This window comes from Salinibacter sp., from assembly GCF_042218895.1.
GTDB lineage: Bacteria > Bacteroidota > Rhodothermia > Rhodothermales > Salinibacteraceae > Salinibacter.
Genome location: NZ_JBDGQQ010000033.1, coordinates 18,966 through 43,568 on the forward strand (window position 1 = coordinate 18,966; position 24,603 = coordinate 43,568).

The following is a 24,603-nucleotide window of genomic DNA, read 5'->3' on the forward strand; positions in this document are numbered from 1 at the left end:
GTCAGCTCTCCGGCCGGCTCCTTCGAGCGGCACCGAGACATATTCCGAGAACGGCCTCGGAGGAGAGCAATCTCGTCTCCGCCTGGAATGATGGGCCGTAACCGGAGATTCGGGGGTGTGTTCGAGGACGCTGACGCTGCGCTACGTGGGTGGGGTGAGGGAAGGCAGGATCCGCTCCAGCTCGTCCCTGCGGTCTTCGAGCCAGGATGGCAACTGGAGGTTTGCCCCGAGGTCTGCCTCGGGCTCGTCGATGAGAACGCCCGGCCCCTCCGTCGCGATTTCGAAGAGCAGGCCCGACGTCCAGTCTGGATCGCGGAAGTAGATGGCTTGGAAGTACTGCCGATCCTTGACGTCGGACACCTGGAGCCCCCGTTCACGCAGAGCAGCCTGCCAGGTGGCCTGTGCGTCGGCGTCCGGCGCCCGAAAGGCAACGTGATGCACCGTGCCCTGCCCCATCCGTCCGGACGGATGGCGGTCTCGCACGAGCAGGTCAACCGCGGTCCCGACTCCCGTGCCTGGCCCCTGTACGCGCAGGCGATCCCCGTCCGTGCCGCTCCGCGACCAGCCGAACACATCCGTAAAGAGCTCGACGGTCCGATCATCGGCGAAGACCGGCAGTGTGGGGGCGTGAAAGCCCCGGATTGCCAGATTCGGCGGGACGGGTCCGTCGGTCCAGGGCGCAGCGTCGGCCGAGTCGGGAGTGGGCACCAGCTCAATTTTGAGCCCGTCCGGACCAGAAACGTGGAGGAACGGATCGCCCAGCCGCTCCCCAGCCTCGACGTCGATGCCTCGGTCGGCGAGACGGACCCGCCAGTCCGCGAGCGATCCGTTGGGAACGGCAAACGCGACGGCTTGAGCCATGCCGGCTCCGGGCCGCCCATTCGCGGCCTGAGGCCAGGGGAAGAACGTCAGAACCGTGCCCGGTCGGCCAGTGGCGTCACCGTAGTAGAGATGGTGCGTGGTCGGATCGTCGAAGTTGACAGTCGTTTTGACCCGGTGCAGACCAAGGACTCCGGCGTAGAAGTCGAGATTGTCCTGGGCGTCTCCGGAGAGGGCCGTAACGTGGTGGACTCCAGGAAGGGTAGCGTCAGGCATGGGACGGAGGCATCACCGAACGGACACGCATCTACGCGGCGGAGGGGGGGTCGTCGGTACGCTCGACGACGGCGAGTGTACAACGGCTGGCGCACACGAGGTGGTCGGCCTCGTCCCGGATCTTGACGGCCCACACCTGCGTGGTGCGGCCGGTGTGGAGGGACGTGGCCGTGGCCGCAAGCCGCCCGTCGCGCACTGGACGCACGTGATTGGCGTTCACCTCTACCCCAACGGCGGTGCGGTCCGGCGGCGTCGCCAGGTGTCCCCCGATGCTGGCCGCGCTTTCGGCAAGGACGACGCTCACGCCTCCGTGCAGCACGCCGAACGGCTGATGGTGGTCAGAGGTTACCGGCATGGTAGCCACCACGCGCTCGGGCCCAGCTTCCTGAACCTCGATGCCCAGGAGCTGAGCCACACCCCCCAGGTCCTCAGGCAGTGGTGCCCCGTCCGAATCATCGTCGTGCGAAGAGGAGGGGGGCATGGGAAGATTGTAGGGGACTACCGTACGCCCTGATCACTCTTCGAAGGCCGTGAGGGCAATCGTCGTGTTGTGCCCCCCGAAGCCGAAGGCGTTGGTGAGGGCCGCCGTGACCTCCCGCTCTGCGGGCTCGTTCGGCGTGTAGTTGAGATCGCAGTCTTCGTCGGGCGTCTCGTGGTTGATGGTTGGCGGAACGCGACCGTCCCGGATGGCGAGGATGGTGGCGATGGCCTCGGCCGTCCCGGCCGCCCCGAGCATGTGCCCCGTCATGCTTTTCGTCGCGGATATGTTGAGATCGTAGGCGTGATCCCCGAACACCTGCTTCACGGCGTCGGACTCGATGACGTCGCCGACGGGGGTGGAGGTCGCGTGCATGTTGATGTGTTGTACGTCCGTCGGGGCCAGGCCGGCGTCGTCGAGGGCCTTCTCCATGGCGAGGGCGGCGCCTCGGCCGTCCGGGTCGGGGGCGGTGTAGTGGTGCGCGTCGTTCGACTTGCCAACCCCAGCCACCTCAGCGTAGATGGGAGCGTCTCGCTCCCGAGCATGCTCCAGCGTTTCCAGCATCAGGGCACCGGCCCCTTCCGCCGGGACGAACCCATCCCGATCCACGTCGAACGGGCGGCTGGCCCGCGTCGGCTCGTCGTTCCGCGTGGAGAGGGCCCGCATCGAGGCAAAGCCCCCGACGCACAGCTCGTTGATCGAGGCCTCCGTCCCGCCCGCAAGTATGGCTCGGGCATGGCCCTGCCGCAGGAGAAGAAGCCCGTCGGTAATGGCGTCGTTGCCGGTCGCGCACGCGCTCACGACACAGTGATTCGGTCCTCGCAGCGTGTGCTCCATGGCCACGAGGCCAGCGGCCATGTTGCTGATCATCATGGGCACAAAGAAGGGGGAGATGTGACGCGCGCCGTTCTCCTCGAGGTCCAGGACAGAGTCGACGAATAGGTTGCTCCCACCGACGCCCGTGCCGAAGATGACACCGATCTCGTCCCGAGTTTCCGGGTCGAGCTCGTCGGTGTCGAGCTCCGCGTCGTCGAAGGCCTGCTGAGCCACGGCGAGGGCGTACTGGCTGAACGGATCCTGGTGCCGGGCTAGCTTCTCGTCCATGTAGTCGGTCGGGTCGAACCCAGAGACTTCGCAGGCGATCTTGGTCCGGACATCGGACGCGTCGAACTTCGTGATCGGCCCGGCCCCACTCTCGCCGTTCAGAAGGCGGTCCCAGAACTCGGCGACGGAGTGACCGAGCGGCGTCAGGGCGCCAAGACCAGTGACAACAACGCGGCGGTCAGGAGCGGTGGAAGCCATGAAGACGAGGAAACTGATCCGCAGATGGTGCTAGCACAGGACGAGGTCCGAGCTCTTCGACCAGTTCAGTGCATGCTCGGAGCGGCATCGAACGGGGAACGCGTCCCCTCGTTGCACGCCCCGGACGAACCTATGTCTCCGCCAGGGCACGGTGTCCGCGGCGTCACCAGTGAGGTTGGACCCATGCAGTGTAGCGTCCCGCCCGCTCCGAAACAAGGGGTTCCGCCGTGGTCACGCGGATTTAACCAAGTGAAAAGAGCGGCGTCTTTTCCGAGCGCTGCTCTCCATCGGTCTCACAGTGGGCGCTGGCACAAGCCAGGGGCGCTGCCGGGCGACCACCCTCGCAGCAGATCGTCAGGAGTTCTCGAGGGTTTCCGCCACCGCCCATGCAGGGCGAGCTCACGGCGTCCGAACGACAGCGTAACGCATGTTCTTCGTTCAGGGACTTTCTTCTACGATTTGCCTTCTTATATTGGGGACACGTATACTCGACAGTGGTGCACTCCTCACTCGGACAGAACCTTGAGACGCGTGGACTCAGCGACCCGGTCGCTTACAAGCCAACCGGGTGCGGCACGCTCCTGGCCTCCCCTCAACAGGGCTACGAGCCGGACGACGGGGATGCCCGAATCGAGCCGCCGTTCCCTCCTTGCAGACGAAGCACCGCGTCCCTCATCGCTCTGACTCTTCACGAGCCGATCTTCGAACAGCAATGCCTACTCGCTCCGCTTTTCGCTTCGACCCCAAGGCCATCGTCGGGTCCTTCGCCATCGGTGTGGTATTCGTCGTCCTCTTCACGTGGATGAACGGAGGAACACTGGGCGCGCCCGTCTTCCCCCTCCTTGCGATGGTATCCGGCTTTATTCTCGCTGGGATCGGGTACGGGTACCTCAGCGAAGGAGAAACAGTAATGGAGCCCGCCCTGGCGGCTGTCTTGGTAGCCGTTGCGGCCTACTTCATCATCGATGCCCTCGGCCTCAAGGCGTTCGACCCTCTCGTAAATGATGGGAGCTTCACGTACGTCATGGTGATCTCTTTCCTGAACGGCCTCATTCTGACCTTCGGAGGCGCCTGGGCCGGAGAAACCCTCCAACGGACGTACGCCGGATCCGGAGAGCCGACCCTGGCCTGGGGGTGGATTATGACCGGAACGATTCTTGGGTTTGCCATCAGCCTGTTCCTGATCAACGCTGTGATCTGGCTCCTCGGGCTTCTGGCAGGGCCCTTTGCGGCACTGAAGCCGGGCAACGCCTGGATCATGCTCTTTATCGTCTTCCTTGGTTTGCAAGCGACCGGGTACGTGTGCGCCTTCCGATCTCCGGGCGACACCTCGTACGAGGCGGCCATTGCAGGCCTCATCACGCTCGTTCTCCTGATCGATGTGTTTGTCCTCTCGCTTCAAGGAGAGACGAGAATTCTGACCTACGGCCGGATGGTTCTCGTGCTCATCATCGGCATCATTGCGTCCCTCGTGGGAGGCTATATCGGGGAGCGCGTGCAGGCACAGGCGGAAGGCGCCCGCTGAGTGGTGCCCTCAAAACCGGTGGACTTAGGCCCTCCGTCGCCTGCCTGAGACCTGGAGATTGCGGTCCTACTCACCGGGCCGCTGGATCTCCACGCGGCGGTGGGCCCGTGCGTAGCCACCAAAGATTCCCGTCCCCCCGTTCACGTGCTCGATGACGTTCGGGATGGTTCCGGGGCCGAACCCACCACTGCCGAATCCACCCTGCTGCAGCTGCTGGCTCCGAATGAAGTCGTAAAGGTTGTCGTCGACGACGTGAACGGCCACCTCGTTCGGGCCGAAGAAGGCGACGGACAGCCAGGGGAGTTGAACCCTGATGCCGTCATTCTGGACACGTTCGAAGTTCTCTTCGTTGAGCAGGCCGGAGGATGTGACACGGAGCGCCGTGAGGGTGTCTTCCTCGGCGTCGTAGTTGCTGGCGTACGGGGGCGTTAGCTGTGCGCGCAGCTCCTTGGCAGGCGTGTCTTCGAAGTCGAGGAGCGAGGTCGTCGTCAGGACTAGAATGCTCTGTCCCTCCCGCGCGCTCCGAGGGGGAGTGACGGTAAGGGCGGGTTGGTTGGCCCCCTGATACACGGCCTGCTGGTTCTCGACGCGTACCACCCCAATGGTGTCGGGCACAGTTGTCGTCGCCGTAACCTCGGTTCCCCCCGCGGTCGTCGCCACCAGTTTGTATGTCGCTTGGGGACGAACGTGGGCGGGGCCGACCGGAGTGTACACGCCGGGCTGTTTCTCCTCGAAATTGTACGTTTCTACCGGGGTTCCTTCCGCCCCGAGGCGACGAACCGAGACGTCTGCGTTGCGCACGGCATTGTCGGTCGGGTCGTATGCCGCATCCGTCGGCACGCTGCGCGTAAGCCGGATGGTTTCCATCGGCGCTCCGGCCTGCAGGTACGCCTCTACGACGACCTGGGACTCAGGCCTCGTCGAGGTCGTATCGCAGCCCATGGCGAGCAAGACGGCGGCGAACAGAACAGCGATCCGAGCGGGGACCGGAGACATTGAAGGGGGTGGGCTCGTTCGAGAGAAATGGTCCGTGGGTTGAGGTTTGGAGTGGGGGGGCCGGTCGATCAGAACGTTAGCGAGAACGAAATATTCGGAATGGGAACTGGAATCTGTGGCACTACAGTGCGCGTGACGGGCTCCTCGCCCTGCGTGTCGTACTGGTAAAACCAGATATTGCGCCGGGCATAGGCATTCACGACCTGGAACTGTAGCTCGTAGTCGGCGATGCCGAAGAAACGCCCTGTGCGGGCAATGCCGAGATCGAGCCGGTGGTACGCCGGAAGGCGAGCGTTGTTGAAGGGACTCACGAACACGTTGCTGCCCGATTCCGAGGTGCCGGGGCTGAAGGGAAATGGGCTGTCAACGACTCTGTAGCGCAGCTTCGGCCGCGTGTACGCCTGTCCGGTCGCGTATTCGAACGTGCTCGACAGCCGCCACTTCTTAGTGAGGTGATAGTTGGCGGCAAGCGTCAGAGTGTGAGTGCGGTCGTAGTTGGGGGGATAGTACTGCGGTCTTCCCGTTTCGGAGAGGTTGATATTCGGAAATTTCCGTTCAGTGCGGCCGAGCGTGTAGCTCAGGAACCCGTTCAGCCGTCCTTCGGGACGACGGAGCAGAAGCTCGCCCCCGTAGGCTCGCCCTTCGCCGAAGTGGAACTGCTCGGCGTACGGAACGCCGGCCTGATCGGAAAGAAACGGGTCCCGCTCGAACAGATCGCGCATCGTGCGTGCGTATCCCTCTACTTCCAGCTGCCAGTTACCCCCAAGGTCGGCGTTGGCACCAAGGATGAACTGGTCACCGTAGGACGGGGGCACGCCCTTGTCGGCCATCAGCCACGTGTCGAACGCCGTGAAGAGCTGGCTCGTCTCCAGCGTCAGGAACTGATGATACCGGCCGTACGCAGCCTCGAGTCGAACGGACGGCATGACATCGTACTTCACCGAGAAGCGGGGCGAGAGCCGCCAGAACGAGCCCTCCGAAAAGTACGCCGCCCGGAGGCCTCCCCGCAGCGTCAAGGACTCCAGCGGCTCGTAGGTATCTTTCAGGTACAGCGCGGCCTTCTGGCCCCGGAGGTTTTGCTCGAAGGTTTCCTCACCGTCAAATGTGTTTCGCAGTCTAAACGTGAGGGTGCTCGCGCGCAGGCCGGCCTCGATGGAGTGCTGCTCGCCGGGCGTGTAGTCGAGATCGGCCTTCAGCGACACGTCGGTCACCTCGTTCGTCTGCGTGAAGCGCGTGCCCCCAAATTCGAACTCCGGCGTGCTTTCGTAGCGTGAGCCTGCGACCGAAACGGTCGAGAATACTTGGTCGGAAAAGATGTGGGACCACTCGGCACTGAGCGTGCGGTTTCCGTATTGAACGTCCGATTGCCCCCCGTTGCCCAGGTCGAGATTGAGCTGGTCCCGTCCGCCGTAGCCGGAAAGGGAGAGTTTGTCGTTGGGCCCTGCGTCGTAACTGATCTTTCCATTGATGTCGTAGAAATGAAAGCTTTCGGGCACGCCCTCTATGTCATTTAGTGCCGCGAGCACCGGTTCGAGCGTCGACCGCCGCACGGCAATCATGTAGGAGCCGGCTGGGTCGCCGTCCGCTCCCGTGCCGTACGGGCCTTCGATGTAGGAGCGCGACGCAAGGAGACCAAGATGGAGGCCCCCAGTGGTTTCCTGACGGTTTCCGTCCTTGTTATAGATGTCGATCACGCTCCCGAGCCGCCCTCCATACTCGGCGGGGTACCCCCCTTTGTAGACCTTCACGTCTTTGATGGCGTCGGGATTGAAGGACGAGTAGAAGCCGAAGAAGTGCGTCGGGTTGTAGACCGTCGTGCGGTCGAGTTGGATGAGGGTCTGGGCCGGACTACCGCCCCGGATGTACAAGCTGCTGGAGTAGTCGGATGCCGTCGTGATGCCGGGGAGCAGCGCGAGCGACCGGAAGACATCGGGCTCCAACACCGAAGGGAGCTGTGTGATAGAGGCTGTTTGCAGTTTGTCCACCCCGACTTCCTGGTCAGTTGTCCCCCGCGTGCCCGTCACCACGACCTCGTCCGTCTGCAGGTCTTTCCGGGGAAGCTCCACGTCGAGACGACGGGTTTCTCCCGCTTCCAGCGTGACCTTTTCTGTGCGTGTTCTGTAGCCGAGATAGGAGAAGACGATCGTGTAGGTGCCGGGCGCCAGGTCCTGAATTGTGTAGTAGCCCGAGTTGTTAGTGGCGGCACCACGACGCGTATCCTTCACGACCACGTTGGCCTGCAGTAGCGTCTCGCCGGTCTTGGCGTCGCGCACGTACCCGTTGAGGCTAGCGCTCTCCTGAGCTGCCGCGGGTGGGCCCATGAAGGCGATGCAGAGTACGTAGAGACCCGCAAGCAGAACGGGCTGGCTGATACGGCTCATGGAAGCTACGCTGAAGAAAGTGTTAGTAGTCTTGAGGAGCGACGAGCGGGGCCAAATCAATCTTGCATGCCTTCTCAACGGCCCGAATAGACGTATGATGCTCGCCTTTTGACGAGCATCCGTATTATTCGACGAAACGCCCGTATAAAATGACGAGTGTCTACCTTATCCGGTGCATTTTTCGCTCGCCTGTTCGGATCGAGCGAGCGTTCGGGTCGTAGGGGGCGTGCACACATCGAGCCCGTTAAACGCTGCCGCTCCGGATCGGCCTTGGCCATGGTCTCCCATCGTTTGGTTGCCCTTCTCCTCCTTGTCGGCTTCCTTTTTCCTCTTGCTCTGCCAGGGCACGCCCAAATGAGAGAGATGGCAGATACGACCGAGGCCAACACGGTTGAGGAGGCCGCACGGGCGGCAGCTCAGCAGTGGCTTCAGCATGTCGATTCCGGGGCGTGGTCTACCGCCTGGAACGACGCAGCCCCCCTGCTGCGGGAGGACATGACGGCAGAGCAGTGGGAGAGTCGGGGCGCTCAAGCCCGAAGGATCCTCGGTCCTCTTCGCTCGCGGCGGCTCATTCGCGCACAGCAGCGTGATTCAGTCCGGCAGGCCTCCAGGTCCGGCCCCTTTGTCCTTCTACGGTACCGGTCGACGTTCAGGGCGGGCCTCTACGTTGAGACGATTCTCACTGCGAGGACTGACGACGCCTGGACGGTGGCCAGCTACGAGGTCGCCCCGATCGCCGCCGCAGGCACCCAGGACTCGACGGCACCGCGGCCATAGGAGGAAGACGATGGCACCCGCACGCGGAGGTCCTGCTCCGGCGGTGATGAACCAATCGTCCACTACAACAAAGAAGGGGCGACCGTTGGCTGGTCGCCCCCCCTTCAGAGGTACTGCCAAGACGTCCGGCGCGTCACCTAGGCTTCTTCTCCGGCCAGCGGGTATCCGGACTGCCGCCAGCCCGCGTAGCCCGCTTCGAAGTCGGCTACGTTCGTGTATCCCTTCTCCTCGAGCTTCTGCGCGGCCTCTGGCGAGGCGTCACAGTCGGAGTTGGCGCAGTACACCACGATCTGCTCGTCCTTGTCTGGAACGAGCGCTTCAACCTGGTCGATGTCGCCGGTGGGCACGCTGACGGAGCCCGGGATGTGCTTCGCCTCATAGGCATCCCGCGGCAGCGTGTTGATCAGGACGGGGGGTTGGTCACTTTCAAGTTCCTCTTTCAGGTCGTCGGCTGTGATGGTCGTCAGGGTGTCAGGCATAGTCGTCAGGATGGGTTGAATGCACAAGATGCGGTGGGAGTCTGTCGTCCTAGTTTTTCGAAACGTGCATTCCAGTAACGAGATCCCTCTTCCGGGCGCGCGTCCCGAAGGTGTTACGCGACTCCCAGAATTTTGCCGATGAGAAGAAGAATCTGTCCCGCACAGGAGCCGTTGGGCGACATCGATCATCCTCTGCGCTACCAACTACTCCCATGATTCATCCCCGATCACTTGCGGCCTGGGCGCTGCTCGTCGTACTCGCTGGACCAGTGCGGGCGCAGGACACGACCGACGTGGCATTTCGCGTCCAGATGCCCGATAGCGTTGTCGTGACCGCCTCTCGTGTAGCCTCCACGGTCCAGCAGACAGGACGTCGCGTCACCGTCTACACGCAGCGGGACATCCAGTCGCTTTCCGTGAACACTATCGACCAGCTGCTCAACGTAGCGGCGGGGGTCGACGTGCAGAGCCGGGGAGGATTCGGGGTGCAGAGTGACCTTCGAATGCGCGGTTCCACGTTCAACGGCGTACTGCTTCTGCTGGATGGGGCCCGCATCAACGACCCGATGACGGGACACTTCCTGATGGACCTGCCAGTGCCGCTCTCTGAGATTGCCCGGATAGAAGTGCTTCGGGGCCCAGCCACTGCCCTCTACGGCCCGGATGCGCTCGGCGGCGTGGTCCACCTTATCACGAAGACAGCACTGCGGAGCGGACAGATGGTGGACACTGGGCTTGCAGCGCAGATCGATGGCCGATACGGAGAGAATGATTTGTACGACGCCGGTGGTGCGGTGCGCCATGTGGGCACAACCACGGCGGTGAGCGCCGCGACTGCCCTGCAGAGTAGCGATGGGCAGGTCATCCGGATGGGCGGACAGCCGGTTACCTACAGGGACGGTGACCCCGTCCGCACCGATTTCCGGCGCCGGGTCGGCACCGCCGCCCTCGCGCGCAATCTCGGGGGTGCTACCTTGTACGCGCGGGTGGGGGCCTTGTCGACCCGCAACGGTGGCTCTACTACTCGGTGCTACCTTGTACGCGCGGGTGGGGGTCGACGACCGCGACTTTAGTGCCTGGCACTACTACACAGACTTTTCGGGTGACAGGGCCCGGGAGTCGACCTCGACGTTCTGGACGCAGGTACGGGCGGTTAGTGACCGGAACGCATCGACAAGATGGCGCGCACAGGCCTCGGCGAAGCAGCATCGCGACCGCTACGTGTACAATGCCAGCGCCACCCCGAGTCGACACACGAGCCGCATGCTGAACCTGCAGGCGCAGGCCTCCCGCACCGTCGGGGCAGTGCGGGTTACGGGCGGCGCGTCCGGGCAGCTTCGCGGGATCGACAGCAACAGCTACGGCCTCCACAGCGACGTTTTCGGCGGAGCGTTCGTCCGCCTGCGGTGGACTGCTACGTCCCGCCTGACCGTTAACCAGAGCCTACGTGTCGACTACGATCCGCTCTACGGGGTGGAGCCGACGCCTCAGTTGTATCTGGCCTATAGTCTCGGCCCTGCGACGCTGCGGGCCGGTGGCGGGCGGGCTGTGCGAGCGCCGAACTACGTGGAGCGTTTCATCGACAGCCGCGTCAACAAGGGAAATCCGAGCCTTGATAGCGAGAAAGCGTGGTCCGGAGAGATCGGGCTTGACCTGCGGCCGCCCGGCCCGGTGGGCCTGCACCTCACCGGATTTGCCCGCAACACAGAGGATCTCATTGACTATATCCGGCGAGACGGAGTCTTCCGGGCCCGCAACTTGAACGGTGCTACCCGCGGTATCGAGGCGGAAGCACGGGCTGAGTGGTCTCTCGGTGAGGGACGGGTGCACCTGCGGTCAAGCTACACGTACCTCGACCCCGACTTCGATGTCCAACCCGTAACAGATTACAAGTACGCCAGCACCAGCACGCAACATCTTCTGCAGGGAAGTGCCTCGATTACGACGGGAGGCACGACCGTGGGCGTTCAGGGCCTCTGGAAGGACCGACTGATCAACGATGGCCCCGCCACAGGAACCTACGGGGTTGCGCACGGCCGCATCGGCCACACCTTTCAGCTGGGAGGCCAGCGCGCCACCGTTTCGCTGGAGGTGCGCAACCTGTTCAACCAGGAGTACACCGAGATCTTCGACGCGCCGATGCCGGATCGCACGCTGCTGGTAGGGGCCAAGGTCCAGCTCTAGCGCGCAGCACTGGGCGGGCGGATGTCCCCCCGATCAGAGGGACTGCGTGTACCGACTGTAGGCGTTCTGGCGTAGAGGCCGTCCTCTGGTACCGTTTTGACTTCGTCGTGTCGGCTCGGCAATGAATCGAAGTCGGAAGGCGAGGAATGATAGATTTTCCGTAAACCCAACAGTGTGAAGTTGTTTGCTCGAAGGAGCCTCCCCTGACTGGGTGTAAGAGATCCCCCGATAGCCGACCCCCGGCCTTCAGAAAATGGCCGCCCGGAGGCCCCCGATCGCGGAACGACCGAAATTTATCATGCCCGCGCCCTGAGCGAAGCGAGGAAGTAGTCCTGGGCTGAGCCCGACGAACGGAGGGCGAGTTCGATAAATTTCAGTGGAGCGAGAGCGGGCCTCAGGCCATTTTCTGCCAGCCAAGCCCTTTTCGTCCATTTTGGGGCTGCCAAAATGGACGCCTCGCGGGAAAGAAAGCTTCTGTTCTGTGGCGATAAGCTCGCCGAAACGGCGAAGCAGGACAAATCCACTGGGAAATGGAGCGGCTGACACCTCTACGAAAACAACTTCACACTATTGCCGTAAACCTATAATGATCAACGTTTTCACGTCGCAACGTTTGGCGTCCCGAACCTGCCCAAAAGGGGTAGATCCTACTGATCCTACCGACATCTCCCACTGAAATCCACGTGACATCCCCATCTCTGCCCGGTACTCGGTCCGGCCGCACCAACACAGGCCCGGGGTCTTGGGTGCACATTGGAACAGGCCTGACCCCGAGCGCAGACGCGGCCCCCTATGCCTCAGCGAGAGCGAGGGCGGCGATCAGTCCGGCGAGGAGGAGCAGGACGCCACCCCCCGTTCCGGATTCGCTGCCGGTGCCCTCTCCGTTTTTCGAGGACGATTTGCTCTCACCGGATTCACGGCGATCCTGTGAGACCGAATCCGGAGGTATCGTCTGCGGGGTCGGGCGAAGCTGTTCGTCCTGCGTTTTCATCCGCGACGGCATCACGCCCCGCAACGACTCGACATTCGCCAACGCCGGGATCTGAGCGATCGGAAACCGCCCCGAAACGAGTTGCCCGGCGGTCGCCGCGTCCTTAAGCCCGAGCCGCTCCAAGGCCACACGCAGTTGCTCGGTACTCGCCGCCGCTATGGCGTCGATGGTGACGCGCCCATTGCTGACACGCAGGCCTGGTGAGTTTGGCTCAAACGTGTCCCCCCCGCGCTTCTGAAAGGCTTTGTACTGGTGGTAGAGCGTAAGCAGATCTAAGCCCGCCTTTGCGAGCGGACCATCCTTTCCCTCCATGTCGGAACCGTGGAAATCCCGAAGGGCCTTAGCCCGGATGCTGTCGGCCGGCTGCTGAGCCGCTGTGGACCCGGGGAAGACTGCCCCCACAAGAAAGCCCACCAGACTTGCAAGGACGAAAAACGAAAAACGACACCGCATCGGACAGTCGTGCATTGGGCAGTGGATATGGTGATGGGGAGAAAGCGGGGCTCACGGGCCATCGGTCTCGGACGAGCCTCTGCACAGCGGAGAATGACTCGCCCTCGGCGTAGAGGAGATACACACCGCCCTGCAGATTAGGTCCATCCTCCACCGTCGTCGGGGCGACGGCCGGAAGAGGACCGCCGTGGAGAACAGCCCTTGTCGGCTGAGTGGGGCCTGGAATATCCCTGTTCGCCTCTGAGAACGGGCCGAAGAACGCGGTGCCGACCGGACCGGATCCCGTTGGCGGGATCTCAATCGTCGTACCCGGTGCGGCGGGACCCCAGCGTGTTCTGGGCGGCGGAATCGACCTGCCGGGCCGATGTGGGCTGGTGGGACGAGGACGCCCACCCCGGGGAGAGCGATCTCGAGGGAGGCGAACACCTTCCCATCTGCCGCACCCCGAACGACAACGGCAGAACCAGACGCGGAGGGGACCAGTCATCACGGGGGATTGGCTGCGGGAAAGGGAGGCGGAGCGGGCCCGTTCGGTCAAGGCATCGCTCTGCTGCAGTCGTGGCGGCCCTCAAGCAAGTGTAGGAGTGCGAGGAGCAAAACAAAAGAGGCGGAATCCGGTGCGCGGGGCCCGCAGAAATTCGGTCAGGAATGCCCCGTGCTGGTTGAAGGACTTCCGGACGTGGGGCTGCGATGTAGGGCGAAGGGGAGGAACAGTCCTCCCCTCAGTCGAAGTACGCCCCGAGAGGTTCTCCTTCCACGGGTCACCTCCGAGGTGGACGTGGATCTGCGGCTCCAGGCCCGTTCCCCATCTCAGCACTTCTTCAGTGCCCGCCTCTGCAGTGCGAGTCTTGCCTTGGCGAAGGTCCGAGACCAAACGGATGGGAACCATGGGCCCCGACTCCGGTAAATTAGTATACTCTAATCTTTGAGTTAGGTGTATAAAACTTAAGGATGAGTCGTACTAGTCCGTTCGGTCCGGGGAGGCGCACTGCGTGACCAGTTGGATCGAAGTGATGCTGATCGCACTGGGCGCTCAGCTCGCGGTGCTTCCAGGGGAGAAGGTGCAATTTATCATTGCCGGCCTCTCGGCCCGCTACAATCCCTATCTCATCGTTGCCGCTGCCGGAAGCGCGTTCGCCGGTTGGACTGCCGTGGAGATCCTCTTTGGAAGCGCTCTGCGGGAGGCCTTGCCTGGAGTGTACCTGGACCTCCTCACCGCGGGGCTCTTCCTACTTTTTGCGGTCATGTTGTACCGCTCGGCACCCCAGGACGGGGAGAATCCGTCCGAGACCGGCGAAGACTCCGGACGGTTCCTGGGGGAGGGGAACGCCGAGGTGCTCGGCATCGAGCTTCCCGACGCGACCGCAACCTTCCTGGGCATATTTTCGATGATGGCCTTTGGGGAGGTGGGGGACAAGACGCAACTGGTTACCATCAGCCTCGCCGTTCAGTACGGGGCGACCTCGGCGATCTGGGTCGGAGAAATGCTCGCCATTCTCCCGGTTAGCCTCGCGAACGCGCTGTTCTTCCATCGATTTGCGCATAGGGTCGACCTTCGGAAGGCTCACTACGCCGGAGCAGGACTATTCGTTTTCTTCGGGCTTGACGTCTTCCTCGCGGCCACGACAGGGCATTCCGTTTGGGGAACGGCGGTAAATACCGTCTCGGATCTTATTCCGGCAATTGGCGGCGGCCTCTGACCGACGGGGAGGAGGTATGAAAGGCCGGTCGTACCCTGACCAGTTTCAGTCACTGACGAGCCGGACCTTCTACGCTCCACCATCATCGGAGGGTCGGTCAGGGGTGCAGCCACCGGAGACGCTAGCCGATCGCCGCAGACCCAGTGCTCTACGTGGCCAAGACGCAACGGGGCCGAGACGCAAGACCCAGGGACGAAGAAGAACACACTACCAGACGGAAGCTGCTTCGAGTCGTGCCGCGTGGGCATCCCTTCGTCCCGCCCAGCGCCCGGGGCGAGCACAGTTCCGCTCAAGCGCCTCCGGCGCCAGAGGCTCCATTTCGACGGCTGGCCCGCGGGGCTCCTGACCGCGAGGATCCATCGACACGATCCGTTTGGCGCTCCCTGTTTCCCAGAAGAGTGATCTTTCGCCGCAGGTCTGCGTCTTCAACCTTGCCGAGGGCATTTCGCGTGTCGATGATGCGCGGCGCATGGCGCGCGATGCGCTCGTGGTCGAACGCGTCATGGTCCGTCACGACTACAGCGACGTCGCAGTCCTGTAGGGCCTCTGGAGTAAGGTCGACGGAGGGCACGTCAATCGTCTCTCCGTCCTGCAGGTCGACCTCGTAGGACGGAACGTGGGGGTCGTGGTAGCACACGGTACCGACGTTCTTCTCCTGGAGCAGCTCGATGATCTTGCCGGCAGGAGCGTTGCGCGTGTCGCTTACGTTCTCTTTATAGGCGACCCCGAGGATGAGCACCTCTGCGTCTGCGAGCCGTACCGGCTGCTGGGCAACAGCCTCTACAACCGCCTCCACAGCGTAGCGCGGCATGCTCTCATTTACGCGGGCGGCCAGCGTGATGAAGCTCGTCTCGAAGTCGTATTTCTGGGCGACCCACGACAGGTAGTGCGGGTCGATCGGGATGCAGTGCCCTCCAAGCCCTGGCCCCGGATAGAAGGGCATGAAGCCAAATGGCTTCGTCGCGGCCGCGTCGATGACCTCCCACATGGAGACGTCCCCAATCCGGTCGCACAGGCGGGCCAGCTCGTTCACGAGCGCGATGTTCACGGACCGGAAGATATTCTCCAAGAGCTTTTCCATCTCCGCCGCCTTCGGGGTGGAGACGACGTGCACGTCCGCATTGAACACCCGAAGCGCCTGCTCCGCCACCGCTGCGTCCTGATCCGTGATCCCTCCCACGACAACCGGGATGGTTCCCGCCGTGTGCGTCTCGTTGCCGGGATCGGCGCGCTCCGGGCTGTAGGCGAGAAAGCAGTCCTGTCCCAGGGTGAGCCCCTGCTCGTCGGTGGCCTCCTGCAAGAGGGGCAGCACCTCTTCCTCCGTCGTGCCGGGGTAGGTTGTGCTCCTCAGAACGATGAGTTGGCCCGGGCGCAGGTGATCGGCGATCGAGCGGATGGCCGACTCCACGTGAGAGAGATCCGGATCGTTTGTGTCGTTGACCGGCGTCGGCACGCAGACGAAGAAGACATCGATTTCCGACGCCTGGTCGAACGTCGTCTGCCCCCGGAGCCGTCCGTCGGCGGTGAGACGGCGCAGGTCCTCATCGTCCACGTCATCGATGTAGTTTTCCCCGGTGTTGAGGCGGTCGACGCGGTCCGTCTCCCTGTCGATTCCGATCGTGTCGAAGCCAGCCCGGGCGTATTCGACGGCGAGAGGAAGCCCGACGTACCCGAGCCCGACTACCCCGATGTTTGCCTCTCGTGCCTCAAGACGACGTAGCAGTTGCTGGGCCGCTTCATGTTCGGCCACAGGGGAATCCTCTGCTGAGATCTGTGGAGAGTGGTCCATGCAATCGTCGGCGCTCGTGGCGAGAGAGCTTCGAGTGTGTTCGTTTCCCTAAACGCCCTCCTTGAGGGCCTCCTTGCCTACCTTCCACGGGTTCCAGGGGTCCCAGTAGCTGACCCGGAAGAGGGCCTCCATGATATACCCCAGTGAACGAACAGTGCGCAGGTAGAATCCAAAATACCAGGACATGAGAGGAATTGCGAGCCCCACTCCCCGAGAAGGCTCTTTCGTTCCGGTGACGGCCAGCACAGCCTTAATCAGGCCGTACTTTATGACGTTACTCCCCGTGTACAGAATCAAGTTAACGGTCAGTATGAACGGAATCAGGCCGACGTCCAGGACGATCAGCTGTATGATGTAGACGAGCCATTTCAAGTCCAAAATAATCATAAACAGCACATTGTCGGCCACCGTGGCCATGTCGGACCAGCTGAACGGCCCCAACAGGCGGAGCAGGTTGCTGTGCTTCCGCAACCGGAAGCGGACGAGGGAGCGACTCCACCGGTAGCGCTGCCTCGCCAGTGCCGACAGACTGGTCGGCACGTTCGTGTAGCAGACTGCGTCTGGAGCGTGCACAACCTTCAGTCCGAGCTTTCGCACCTTGAGGGTTAGGTCCCCGTCCAGTCCTGGCCCCACGTCCCAGCCGCCGAGGCGTCGGAGGGTGTCGGTGCGGAAGGTGCCAAACGCACCGGCTACGATTCGGAGCATGCCGTACTCGGTGCTCGCCGTCCGCCCGACGGTGATGGTCTTCAGGTATTCGAGCGCCTGCACCAGGGTCGTGAGATTTCGGGACGCATTCGCCACGCGAATGTCCCCCCCTACGGCTCCTACATTTTCTTCGGCGTAGAACGGGAGAAGAGACTTCTCGATGGCGTCGTCCCGGAGGTAGGAGTCAGCATCGATATGGACGACAAACTGCCCGTTGGCTAACCGCAGTCCGGTGTTTGCGGCGCTGGCTTTTCCTCCCCGTACGCGCTGCCGCAGGAACCGGTCGATCCGGCCTTCATCCTCGAGGCGGCGGCCAATCTCGGGGGTTCGGTCCTCCGACCCGTCGTCGACCACGATGATCTCCAAGTTCGCGTAGGTCTGCTGGTGGAGCGTCTCAACGAGCGATTCCAGAGTGGAGCCTTCGTCCTTCCCCGGAATGATAACGGTGACCAGCGGATATTCCCGGTAGAGTTGCCGTCGAGCGTCCTCCCGATCGTCGTTCTGCGTGACGTGCCCGTAGAGGTACTGGACGATTCCGATCCCATCTACGACAATGTACCGATTGAAGTCGATCAGAAGGAACGGCCAGAAGTAGGCGAGAAACTCCCAGGCGCTCAATCCTGCCAGGAATTGAAGAAAGGTATCGACCGTCTCTACCATGATCGGGGCTGACATCGGATGGCGCAGAATACGACTTCAGGGACCTGGCCGTGCGCGGATGCAGCCTCCAGGCCAGCATGGGCATCAGTGCGTGCGCCCCTATCTCAACTGGCACCGTTTCCCTACGATCTCCGAGAGGGGTCCCGCCCTCCTTTGCGTCGGCGGGGACCGGTGATCGGTAGCGCTCACGAGGATCGGTCCTGCGACTGGAGTGCAAGGAACTGCTCGGTGAGACGGTCCAGATCGATGCCCGGCCGAAGCGGCTGCACCGCAATGTTCAGCTCCGGGGGATGGGCAAGGTTCTGGCTGAGGACCCCCTCGATGTTCTCTTCGAGACGCTCGCCGGCCCGCTGGGCGCCATCCTGGCCCGTCTCCGTCAGCAGGAATAGATAGAGCGATTCGTTCCGGGCCGAAAGATAATCCGAGGAGCGAAGCGTGTTGTCGAAGGCGGTCGCGATTTCTTCAACGACCTCCTGGCTCCGCTCTCCCAGCTCCATCCGGAGTTGCTTCAGCTTCGTCAGCCGCACCAGTAGCAGGGAACTGGTGGAGCGCTGATACCGCTCGATCCGCGCCGCCTCCGACTCGACAATCAGCTGGAACGTCGCGTAGTCGAGCACGCGGCTTTCCCGCTCCAGGGTCGACAGCAGAGAATCGCTCAGGCCGTAGATGGCGGTTTCCTCACCCAGGGCGGTCACGTCATACGTCTTGATCCGCCGCCTAATCTGCTGCTCCGGAGGACTGGTGCGTCCGCACTGATGGCAGGTCGTTTGAACCTCCGGATTCTGAAACTCCTCGTGGCACCGCCGACACGTGTGCACAACACTGGGCTTGTCGTAGTCGACCCCAATCTGTTTGAGGTAGCGGTCACACTTGGGGCAGACAAGGCGTCCCTTCTCCCTTTCAAACTCATCTAGGGCGCCAGTGAAGCCGCACCGAAAGTGATGCACGAGGTCGTCGGCGTCAAGATTGGCCGATCCGCAGTGGGAGCACACCTCCTCGAAATTTAGAAATCCACTGCCACAGTTCTGGCACGCGTGCTGCGCCATTGCAAACTCGCCAGAGAGCAGGCGCCGGTCCTCCAGGACGGAAAGAATCCGCACGAGTTCGCCCCCTTCACTCTTCGCCCCCTGCCCGAGTAGGGGGGTCAGTTTCGGATACACGAATCCATCGCTGTTCTCAACGGTGCGACGGGGGGTGAACTCGTGACCTCGGGTCACCATGAATCGCAGGACCCGGAGCTCCACTCCTCCGTTCTTCTTCGCCTCCGTTCCTGCAACATTGCCGATCCGACGGTTGATCGAGGCCGCCCGCTCCTCGAGCGCATCCATTGTGGAGCGCTCACCCCGAACGCACTCCCCATCGACATGCGCCGCTACTTTCGACTCCTCCTCGGCAGTGTGCACCCAGAACACGGGCTTCAGGTAGATGCTCGGGGTGGAGTGATGACGGATTCGCGTGAGTAGTTCGTAGGGCTTGTCCCCTTTCCCCTCCAAAAGAAATGCCTCTGCCTCCAGCGCGCGAGATCGACCGAGGTGCTCAACGGAAACGGAGTCTGATCCACGCTCGGACTGGTCGGTGACTCGGAGGAAAGGAACGTCGGGCTGGGCCGGCTGTCCCGACGGTGCGGAAGAAACGTCCCCGGACGCTCCTTCCACACGCCTGCCGTCCGTCTCTTGTCCACTGGACGTAGGGGCCCCATCGCCAGTCCGGTTGAGCCTCTCCACCTTGGATTCCGATGGATCCAAGAGGATTCCATTCTCCCGGTCATTCCTAAGTGAGGGGGCGCCGTTGTCCGCTCGAACGGTCGACTTTGCCGGTGTTGGGGATGTCTCTGTCTTCCGGTTCTTCTGGTGCGATCCGTCTGAAGCCCCGTTGCTTCGTGCCGATCCGGACGGCTCATCCCTGACGGGACTTAACCCTCGATTCCCATTTTGCCTGAGTGCCTTCCGGAAGGCAAAGGCGAAGTCCTCGATGGAGTCCTCAATTTCGAAGGGGGATTTTGCCTCAGAGGACTCTTCCTCCCGTTCGGACCGTCCGGCCTCGGCGTTCCGCTCCGATGGGGGAGATCCACCTTCGCCCGCGTCTGCTCGAGGCCCTGTCCCTGAGTCCGGTGCACGGTTCTGCGCTCCCCGAAACGCAGAAATCGCGCTCTCAACCGTTGCTGTCTTCTGGGCAGGAGACCGCGGTCCTGTCTCTGCGTCTCGGGATACATTCTCCTCTGAGCGAGAGGCCGACGCGTCTGTTTGACTCGGCTCCTGCGAGTCCGGCTCCCCCTGCTGCTGGGTCCGGTCAGCCGTGCGCGTCGGTTCCCCTCTACTCTGCTCGCTTTCCTGCCGGCTCTGATCCGGGCCTATTTCCCCCCGATCCTGGTTCGGAGGCTGCTGATGGTCTCGTCGTACTGGTGCTTTTGGAAATTCAGCAGTACCGGTCTCAATTAAGAAGTCCGAGGGGTCCGACTGAACCAGGTCCCTCAATCGGTTCAGGGCTCCGTCGGAGTCATGTGAGGACCCGCTGTCCATGATCTCAGGATCGCATTGTGTTGGGTCGGTCTGAGACACCCAGAACGGTTCTGTTCTTTCCCGGCGTGCTACATTTCGAATTCCATCCGAGGAGGAAGGCACCCCAAACGGGCCTTCAGGCGTGGCTTACAGCAGCCTGTTTCGCCCGCAGGACGCATCACACAGCTTCGCAAGAATCAAACCACCACGGCTTCTGATGTCAGTAGGGCCGTTCCTCCCCGGCTGAGTCCGCAGCGTTCATCCACCTAGCGGCGACAACCCTCTCCCGGTTTTTCGCCACCCGAGCCTCGTTTGGAAGTCAGAAGAGGGTATAGCAGACTATGAAACCTATCATGCGGTTCCTGTTCTCTCTTGTAGAAAAGGCGCAGAGCAATGAAGGAATTTGGCGCAGGTCCGGTTTTCTTCCCGCAGTTGTACAGCAAGGCCCCTTCCCTCCTCCGGGCAGAAGGCCACAGACCCGCCCCAATGCACTATAGTCGAGACCACGCGGGACCTCCGCTCAGCGCTAGAAACTTCGTAGTCTCCCTCAGTCATGTTCACTTTCTGCCCCGGACAGATCGCTTGTGGAGTTGGCGGGAGGCGCCCTGCCATGCCCCCGAACTCCTACCAAGTCGAAGGGTCTAGACAGCAGGTGCCCCTACCGGGCCGAGCAGTACCGGTTCACTGTAAGGAGCTGTGGCTGATGGAAAATGATCTGTGGGCCACCGCCCGTTTCGACTGCGATGTCCCTACTCGACCGAGGTGTAGAGTAGTCCCGTTGCGCCCACCTCTCTGTGCCGCAGCGTCCAGACAAATCAGCCACTGGCAAAACGAGGATGCTCCTGAGTACAGGATCTCGGGGGGTTGGGCTGTGGCGGGTCCCTATCTGCTGATTCGGCCTTCGATTTCCACTTCGGTCCGGTCTAGCTTCCGCCACTGCTGCCTCACCTTCTGGTTCGCAGGAGCAACCTCGGTCAGCAACTGCGTGGGGTACGGCTCGTAGATATCGTACTTCACCCGGGCAAAGTCCTGAGCCGTGGAGTACGTTTCCTGGACTACGCCCCGGGTGGTCGTTCCTCCAGGGAGGTATACACTCACCGTATCCCCCCGCTGGACGTGACCGGTGAGGTCCTGGTTCAAGTAGCCGAGCACGACTACCGAAGAGGTGGACCGGGTGAGACTCAGGACCGGTGTTCCGGCATCGACGACGGCGAATTCGTCTTCATGGACGCGGTGCACCCGCCCGTCGTACGGCGCTGATACGACAAACGGAGCACACCCGGGATCCTGGGGGACGCGCGGAACATCTGCGAGGCGTTCTGTGGTCGCCCTCGCCTGTTGCTTCTGGAGCCGCAACTGGGTGATCGTGCTCTTAAGTTCGGACGTGTCTTCCTCCAATCGGTTTTGGCGCGGTTCCGTATTGTCGAGCTCCAGCACCTCTCGTTCGCGCAATCGGTTCAGTTCGCGGCGTTTCCGGGCCAGCTGTCGCTGAAGACCCTGAATGCGCAGGGCGAGCACCTCGGCCCGCTGGCGACTCTCTCGACGATCCTGCTCTACATCTGTGATGCCTTCTTCGGCTTCACACGCCTCTTCTGGGTCTATCATCACCAGCGAATCGCCCCGAAGCACAGCGTCGCCCTCGCTCGGCCATATCTTCTGGATTCGGCCCGCTCGTTCCGGGCCCACGAGGGTGCGCTGTACCCGAATCTGGCCGGAGCCGTCGTAGTGGAAGTAGGTGTAGAATCCATACCACGCGGTTAGCCCTACGATGCCCACTAAAAAGAGCCCGTAGAGCCATTTCGTGACGTAGGCCCAGCGGGACCGTGGGGATTCGCCCTCGGGGGCGTCACTCACGACGCTCTCGCCAGACGCTTGGCTCCGAAGTCTCATGGGTTGTAGTTAACAAGCTGAAGGAAGCTCTCTAGGTCCTGCAACGCGAACCGATCCGTTCGTGTCGTTTTCTGGAGGGCCGAGATGGCCTGGTTCAGTTCCCAGGCACCCGCGAAGTCCTCAGGGCGCAGAGCGATCACTCGCTGCCTGGGGTCGAAGTGGCGAGCAGCCTTGAGAATCTCTTTCGCTCGTTCGTGCGTCTGGCTTTCGCCGTACGCCCGCAGGTACGCTCGATCTACAATCTTTGCCATTTCCCGGTACGCACGAGCTGGCAAGGAGAGAGGGACGGAAACGACGAGCCTGCCGCCGTCGATGGTGCGCCGGGCCGTGCGGAGGAGCTCCAGGCACCTCTGCACCAACTCATCCCGGCGCTGGCCGGAGGTGTCGAGCACGTGAGGCTCTACGTCGAGATGAAGGGCACTGCCCCGCAGATCCAGGGTGTCGAGTCGCGCCTCGGCCCGCTGAATTCCTCCGGAGCGAACCCAGTGATCGGGGGCAAGGAGCAGTTCGACCTTGAGGTCGTTCTCTCGTGTCTGCTCCTGCAACGCCCGGAGCTTTTTCATCGGCGTGTCCGGTTCAGCACTCACGATCAGCCGTCCGATCTTTCGGGCCTGTGCCAGTTCGATCAGGAAGTCATTGCTTTGGCGTCGGAACTGTCGTGACCGCACGTACACGCTGCGCTGCCCCGCCCGCGCCCGCTGCTCGTAGGACATCACCGGGCGGGGGGTTAAGAAGGCCGGATCGAATGGCTCACGGGCCGCGCTGAAGGCACGGGCTACCTCCTCATACACCTCTGCGTACGCCAGCACCTTCTCGGTGGTGGCGCTGAGCAGGTCTCCAATCTCCTTGAGGGCCGGACCGAGACGCTGGCTCCCCCGGACAGCACGTGCGCTTAACCGGCGGCGAACGCGCTCCCGCCGACGCACGACTCGGTGGTGGGCCCGGATGGCCCGCCCCCGATCCTCTTCGAACCGTCGACGGACCGTCTTCAGGCGTCCCCGCTGTTCTGTCAGGGCCAGCGCCTCTTCTCGGCGTTGCACCTCGGCGCGCTCAGCCTCTGCGACCTCGTCGTTCCCAAAGAGGGCCCCGAAGAGCGGCTGGCTAACACGCAGGCCGAACTCGAAGTCCCGATCATTGAAGGTGCGGGTCGTGGTATATCGGCCAAACACGCTCAGCCGGGTGTCGAGCGCAGCGTCGTCGCGCAACGAAACCATCCTCCGTTCCGCCTCTCCCAGCCGACGGCGGAGAGAGTCCCCCGTAGACGCAAGAGACAGGGAGTCGAACTCAAGGCCCGGAAGTGGGGGAAAGGCCTTCAGCGGATCGGGCCGGGGCTTTCCTTTGAGGTCTTCCCGGAGGGATCTTAGCCGCTGTCGCGCCTCCTCCGTCTCTTCTTTCGCTTCCACAAAGTCATCCAGTAGCGCGTCGCCTTCCAGGTATGCGCGCCGAAGAAGCCGTTTCCGATGCGTGCTCAGTCTGACTTCGGTCTTCAGCAGTCGGGGGAGCATTCCCCGAAGACGCTCCTGAATCCGCCGAGCCCGGCATGTTTCCGTGCGTTGGATGTAGGCCAGTGTCCCTGACAGCCGCTCGGCCTTCGCCCGGGCCCGAAGGAGATTGCTGCGCTGTCGGTTTCCCCAGAGCCCTCGGCTCAAAAGATCCCAGTCTACCCCTACGTACGTCCCCGAGAGGCTGCTCGCGAATGGGCCCGTGGTTGGCCTCGTCTCTCGGCCGTACCGAGCTTCGAGGTCAATTCCCAAATTTCGATTGAGGTGGGAGGCTTCCCGGGCAAGCGCCTCGGATCGGGCCTGTCCGGGACGGACCGGAGAGCAATTCACGTCAAAAATCTCCGGGAGATCTTCCGCGCTGTAGACCGAGTCGCGGCTCAGCGTCTCTACGAGTCCGGCTGCCTTCCGAATTCGGGTCCAGGCTGCTTCCGGATCGATCCCCATGCTGTCGGGGAGATCCGATTGCTGGGAGGTTGTATCGGAAGACCCGCGCGGGGAGGATGGATCTTGAGATCGAGCCCTCGCCGAGTCAGCCTGCTGAGCGTCGATGCCTCCCGCGGTCCGGGTGTCTCCCGCTCCTCCCGTTCGGACAATGAACGCGTCCGGGTACCGCCGACGGAGGAACGCCCGCCCCTGTTGCGCTTCACTGCGCACCGCAAAGCCCCCCATCAGGACCTGGTGGTAGGTCCCATCATACCTGATAGCGAGCACGGGATCCGTCCCGAACACGCCGATTGGGGCTTGACCTTTCACCCTCGACCACCACCGGCGGACCTCCGAGCGAAAAGACTCGGCCCCGGCCCGCTTCGTCGACGCAAACAGTTGCACGCGGAAGCTGTCGGTTCTTACTTCCATGCGCTTCGCCGGCCGGGCCCTGTCTCCTGGTTGAACAGGTCCTATCCTGGGCGTCGGCGCAGCGGAAGATCCCCCCAGTCCTCCTGCAACCAAGAGAACAGCCGCGGTCCCCACTTCCACGAACTGGAGCAGTCGGGTAAAGGTCTTGGGGGAGTGCATCGGTGAAGCACGAATCGTGAGCAGAAGTAGTTTGCTATTGGGAGATCGTCCCTTGTTCTCATCCGCCCGTTTTGGGAACGGCCCGACGCTCCTGATCGTCGCTCTCCGTGCAGGGCAAGCAGAGAATGGTGCGTCCGAAGCAGGTCGGCTTCAAGTCCAGGTTGCTTTTCCCCCAAACTTCAGA

17 protein-coding genes are annotated in these 24,603 nt (G+C 62.7%); 5 read left to right on the forward strand and 12 right to left on the reverse strand.

Going from position 1 to position 24,603, the window contains the following annotated elements:
- Positions 1–141: 141 nt before the first annotated feature.
- Genes ABEL04_RS03645 through fabF form a run of 3 tightly spaced genes read right to left on the reverse strand, consistent with a single transcriptional unit; the run spans position 142 to position 2,875 of the window.
- Entirely contained in the window at positions 142–1,095 is a 954-nt protein-coding gene (locus ABEL04_RS03645) for a ring-cleaving dioxygenase (RefSeq protein ID WP_375801027.1), read from the reverse strand.
- 31 nt (positions 1,096–1,126) lie between these two features.
- The gene (locus ABEL04_RS03650; RefSeq protein ID WP_375801028.1) at positions 1,127–1,576 is read right to left on the reverse strand and encodes a hotdog fold thioesterase; all 450 of its coding nucleotides are present in this window, start codon (positions 1,574–1,576) and stop codon (positions 1,127–1,129) included.
- A gap of 33 nt (positions 1,577–1,609) precedes the next feature.
- The gene (gene fabF, locus ABEL04_RS03655) at positions 1,610–2,875 is read right to left on the reverse strand and encodes a beta-ketoacyl-ACP synthase II (RefSeq protein WP_375801029.1); all 1,266 of its coding nucleotides are present in this window, start codon (positions 2,873–2,875) and stop codon (positions 1,610–1,612) included.
- A gap of 712 nt (positions 2,876–3,587) precedes the next feature.
- On the opposite strand from fabF, the gene ABEL04_RS03660 reads away from it, so the two are divergent.
- A complete protein-coding gene (locus ABEL04_RS03660; RefSeq protein WP_375801030.1) occupies positions 3,588–4,400 on the forward strand; it encodes a hypothetical protein in 813 nt (270 codons plus the stop codon).
- 66 nt (positions 4,401–4,466) lie between these two features.
- Here ABEL04_RS03660 and ABEL04_RS03665 read toward each other — a convergent pair whose 3' ends face one another.
- A complete protein-coding gene (locus ABEL04_RS03665) occupies positions 4,467–5,396 on the reverse strand; it encodes a DUF4249 family protein (RefSeq protein ID WP_375801031.1) in 930 nt (309 codons plus the stop codon).
- 68 nt (positions 5,397–5,464) lie between these two features.
- Entirely contained in the window at positions 5,465–7,777 is a 2,313-nt protein-coding gene (locus ABEL04_RS03670; RefSeq protein WP_375801032.1) for a TonB-dependent receptor domain-containing protein, read from the reverse strand.
- Between the two features lie 363 nt (positions 7,778–8,140).
- On the opposite strand from ABEL04_RS03670, the gene ABEL04_RS03675 reads away from it, so the two are divergent.
- The gene (locus tag ABEL04_RS03675; protein WP_375801033.1) at positions 8,141–8,554 is read left to right on the forward strand and encodes a DUF4019 domain-containing protein; all 414 of its coding nucleotides are present in this window, start codon (positions 8,141–8,143) and stop codon (positions 8,552–8,554) included.
- Positions 8,555–8,691: 137 nt separating this feature from the next.
- Here ABEL04_RS03675 and ABEL04_RS03680 read toward each other — a convergent pair whose 3' ends face one another.
- A complete protein-coding gene (locus tag ABEL04_RS03680; protein ID WP_375801034.1) occupies positions 8,692–9,033 on the reverse strand; it encodes a rhodanese-like domain-containing protein in 342 nt (113 codons plus the stop codon).
- A 212-nt stretch (positions 9,034–9,245) separates the two neighbouring features.
- Between ABEL04_RS03680 and ABEL04_RS03685 the strand changes: the two genes are divergently transcribed.
- Both ABEL04_RS03685 and ABEL04_RS03690 read left to right on the forward strand, forming a co-directional pair.
- Positions 9,246–10,106 (forward strand): TonB-dependent receptor, encoded by an 861-nt coding sequence (locus ABEL04_RS03685; protein ID WP_375801035.1) that lies wholly within the window; start codon positions 9,246–9,248, stop codon positions 10,104–10,106.
- A complete protein-coding gene (locus ABEL04_RS03690) occupies positions 10,045–11,217 on the forward strand; it encodes a TonB-dependent receptor plug domain-containing protein (RefSeq protein ID WP_375801036.1) in 1,173 nt (390 codons plus the stop codon). The genes ABEL04_RS03685 and ABEL04_RS03690 overlap by 62 nt, the downstream gene beginning before the upstream one ends.
- 790 nt (positions 11,218–12,007) lie before the next feature.
- Here ABEL04_RS03690 and ABEL04_RS03695 read toward each other — a convergent pair.
- On the reverse strand, positions 12,008–12,661 hold the full coding sequence (locus ABEL04_RS03695; RefSeq protein WP_375801037.1) for a hypothetical protein: 654 nt from the start codon (positions 12,659–12,661) through the stop codon (positions 12,008–12,010).
- 1,013 nt (positions 12,662–13,674) lie between these two features.
- Between ABEL04_RS03695 and ABEL04_RS03700 the strand changes: the two genes are divergently transcribed.
- A complete protein-coding gene (locus ABEL04_RS03700; RefSeq protein WP_375801038.1) occupies positions 13,675–14,361 on the forward strand; it encodes a TMEM165/GDT1 family protein in 687 nt (228 codons plus the stop codon).
- Between the two features lie 289 nt (positions 14,362–14,650).
- On the opposite strand, the gene ABEL04_RS03705 is transcribed toward ABEL04_RS03700, so the two are convergent.
- From ABEL04_RS03705 to ABEL04_RS03725, 5 genes are all read right to left on the reverse strand, one after another.
- Positions 14,651–16,150, reverse strand: coding sequence for a nucleotide sugar dehydrogenase (locus ABEL04_RS03705; RefSeq protein WP_375801039.1), 1,500 nt, complete (start codon positions 16,148–16,150; stop codon positions 14,651–14,653).
- A 48-nt stretch (positions 16,151–16,198) separates the two neighbouring features.
- On the reverse strand, positions 16,199–17,530 hold the full coding sequence (locus ABEL04_RS03710) for a glycosyltransferase (RefSeq protein WP_375801040.1): 1,332 nt from the start codon (positions 17,528–17,530) through the stop codon (positions 16,199–16,201).
- Positions 17,531–17,700: 170 nt separating this feature from the next.
- A complete protein-coding gene (locus ABEL04_RS03715; RefSeq protein ID WP_375801041.1) occupies positions 17,701–19,170 on the reverse strand; it encodes a hypothetical protein in 1,470 nt (489 codons plus the stop codon).
- 1,725 nt (positions 19,171–20,895) lie between these two features.
- Positions 20,896–21,867: an HlyD family efflux transporter periplasmic adaptor subunit gene (locus ABEL04_RS03720; RefSeq protein ID WP_375801042.1), complete on the reverse strand. Its 972-nt coding sequence runs from the start codon at positions 21,865–21,867 to the stop codon at positions 20,896–20,898.
- 32 nt (positions 21,868–21,899) lie between these two features.
- A complete protein-coding gene (locus ABEL04_RS03725; protein WP_375801043.1) occupies positions 21,900–24,260 on the reverse strand; it encodes an SPOR domain-containing protein in 2,361 nt (786 codons plus the stop codon).
- Positions 24,261–24,603 lie beyond the last annotated feature (343 nt).

Excerpts from the sequence above, each read along its gene's own strand:
- ABEL04_RS03650 (WP_375801028.1), bottom strand. The coding sequence starts at position 1,576 with ATGCCCCCCTCCTCTTCGCACGACGATGATTCGGACGGGGCACCACTG.
- ABEL04_RS03670 (WP_375801032.1), bottom strand. The coding sequence starts at position 7,777 with ATGAGCCGTATCAGCCAGCCCGTTCTGCTTGCGGGTCTCTACGTACTC.
- fabF (WP_375801029.1), bottom strand. The coding sequence starts at position 2,875 with ATGGCTTCCACCGCTCCTGACCGCCGCGTTGTTGTCACTGGTCTTGGC.
- ABEL04_RS03680 (WP_375801034.1), bottom strand. The coding sequence starts at position 9,033 with ATGCCTGACACCCTGACGACCATCACAGCCGACGACCTGAAAGAGGAA.
- ABEL04_RS03645 (WP_375801027.1), bottom strand. The coding sequence starts at position 1,095 with ATGCCTGACGCTACCCTTCCTGGAGTCCACCACGTTACGGCCCTCTCC.
- ABEL04_RS03685 (WP_375801035.1), top strand. The coding sequence starts at position 9,246 with ATGATTCATCCCCGATCACTTGCGGCCTGGGCGCTGCTCGTCGTACTC.
- ABEL04_RS03660 (WP_375801030.1), top strand. The coding sequence starts at position 3,588 with ATGCCTACTCGCTCCGCTTTTCGCTTCGACCCCAAGGCCATCGTCGGG.
- ABEL04_RS03695 (WP_375801037.1), bottom strand. The coding sequence starts at position 12,661 with ATGCGGTGTCGTTTTTCGTTTTTCGTCCTTGCAAGTCTGGTGGGCTTT.
- ABEL04_RS03710 (WP_375801040.1), bottom strand. The coding sequence starts at position 17,530 with ATGTCAGCCCCGATCATGGTAGAGACGGTCGATACCTTTCTTCAATTC.
- ABEL04_RS03665 (WP_375801031.1), bottom strand. The coding sequence starts at position 5,396 with ATGTCTCCGGTCCCCGCTCGGATCGCTGTTCTGTTCGCCGCCGTCTTG.
- ABEL04_RS03705 (WP_375801039.1), bottom strand. The coding sequence starts at position 16,150 with ATGGACCACTCTCCACAGATCTCAGCAGAGGATTCCCCTGTGGCCGAA.
- ABEL04_RS03700 (WP_375801038.1), top strand. The coding sequence starts at position 13,675 with ATGCTGATCGCACTGGGCGCTCAGCTCGCGGTGCTTCCAGGGGAGAAG.
- ABEL04_RS03675 (WP_375801033.1), top strand. The coding sequence starts at position 8,141 with ATGGCAGATACGACCGAGGCCAACACGGTTGAGGAGGCCGCACGGGCG.
- ABEL04_RS03725 (WP_375801043.1), bottom strand. The coding sequence starts at position 24,260 with ATGGAAGTAAGAACCGACAGCTTCCGCGTGCAACTGTTTGCGTCGACG.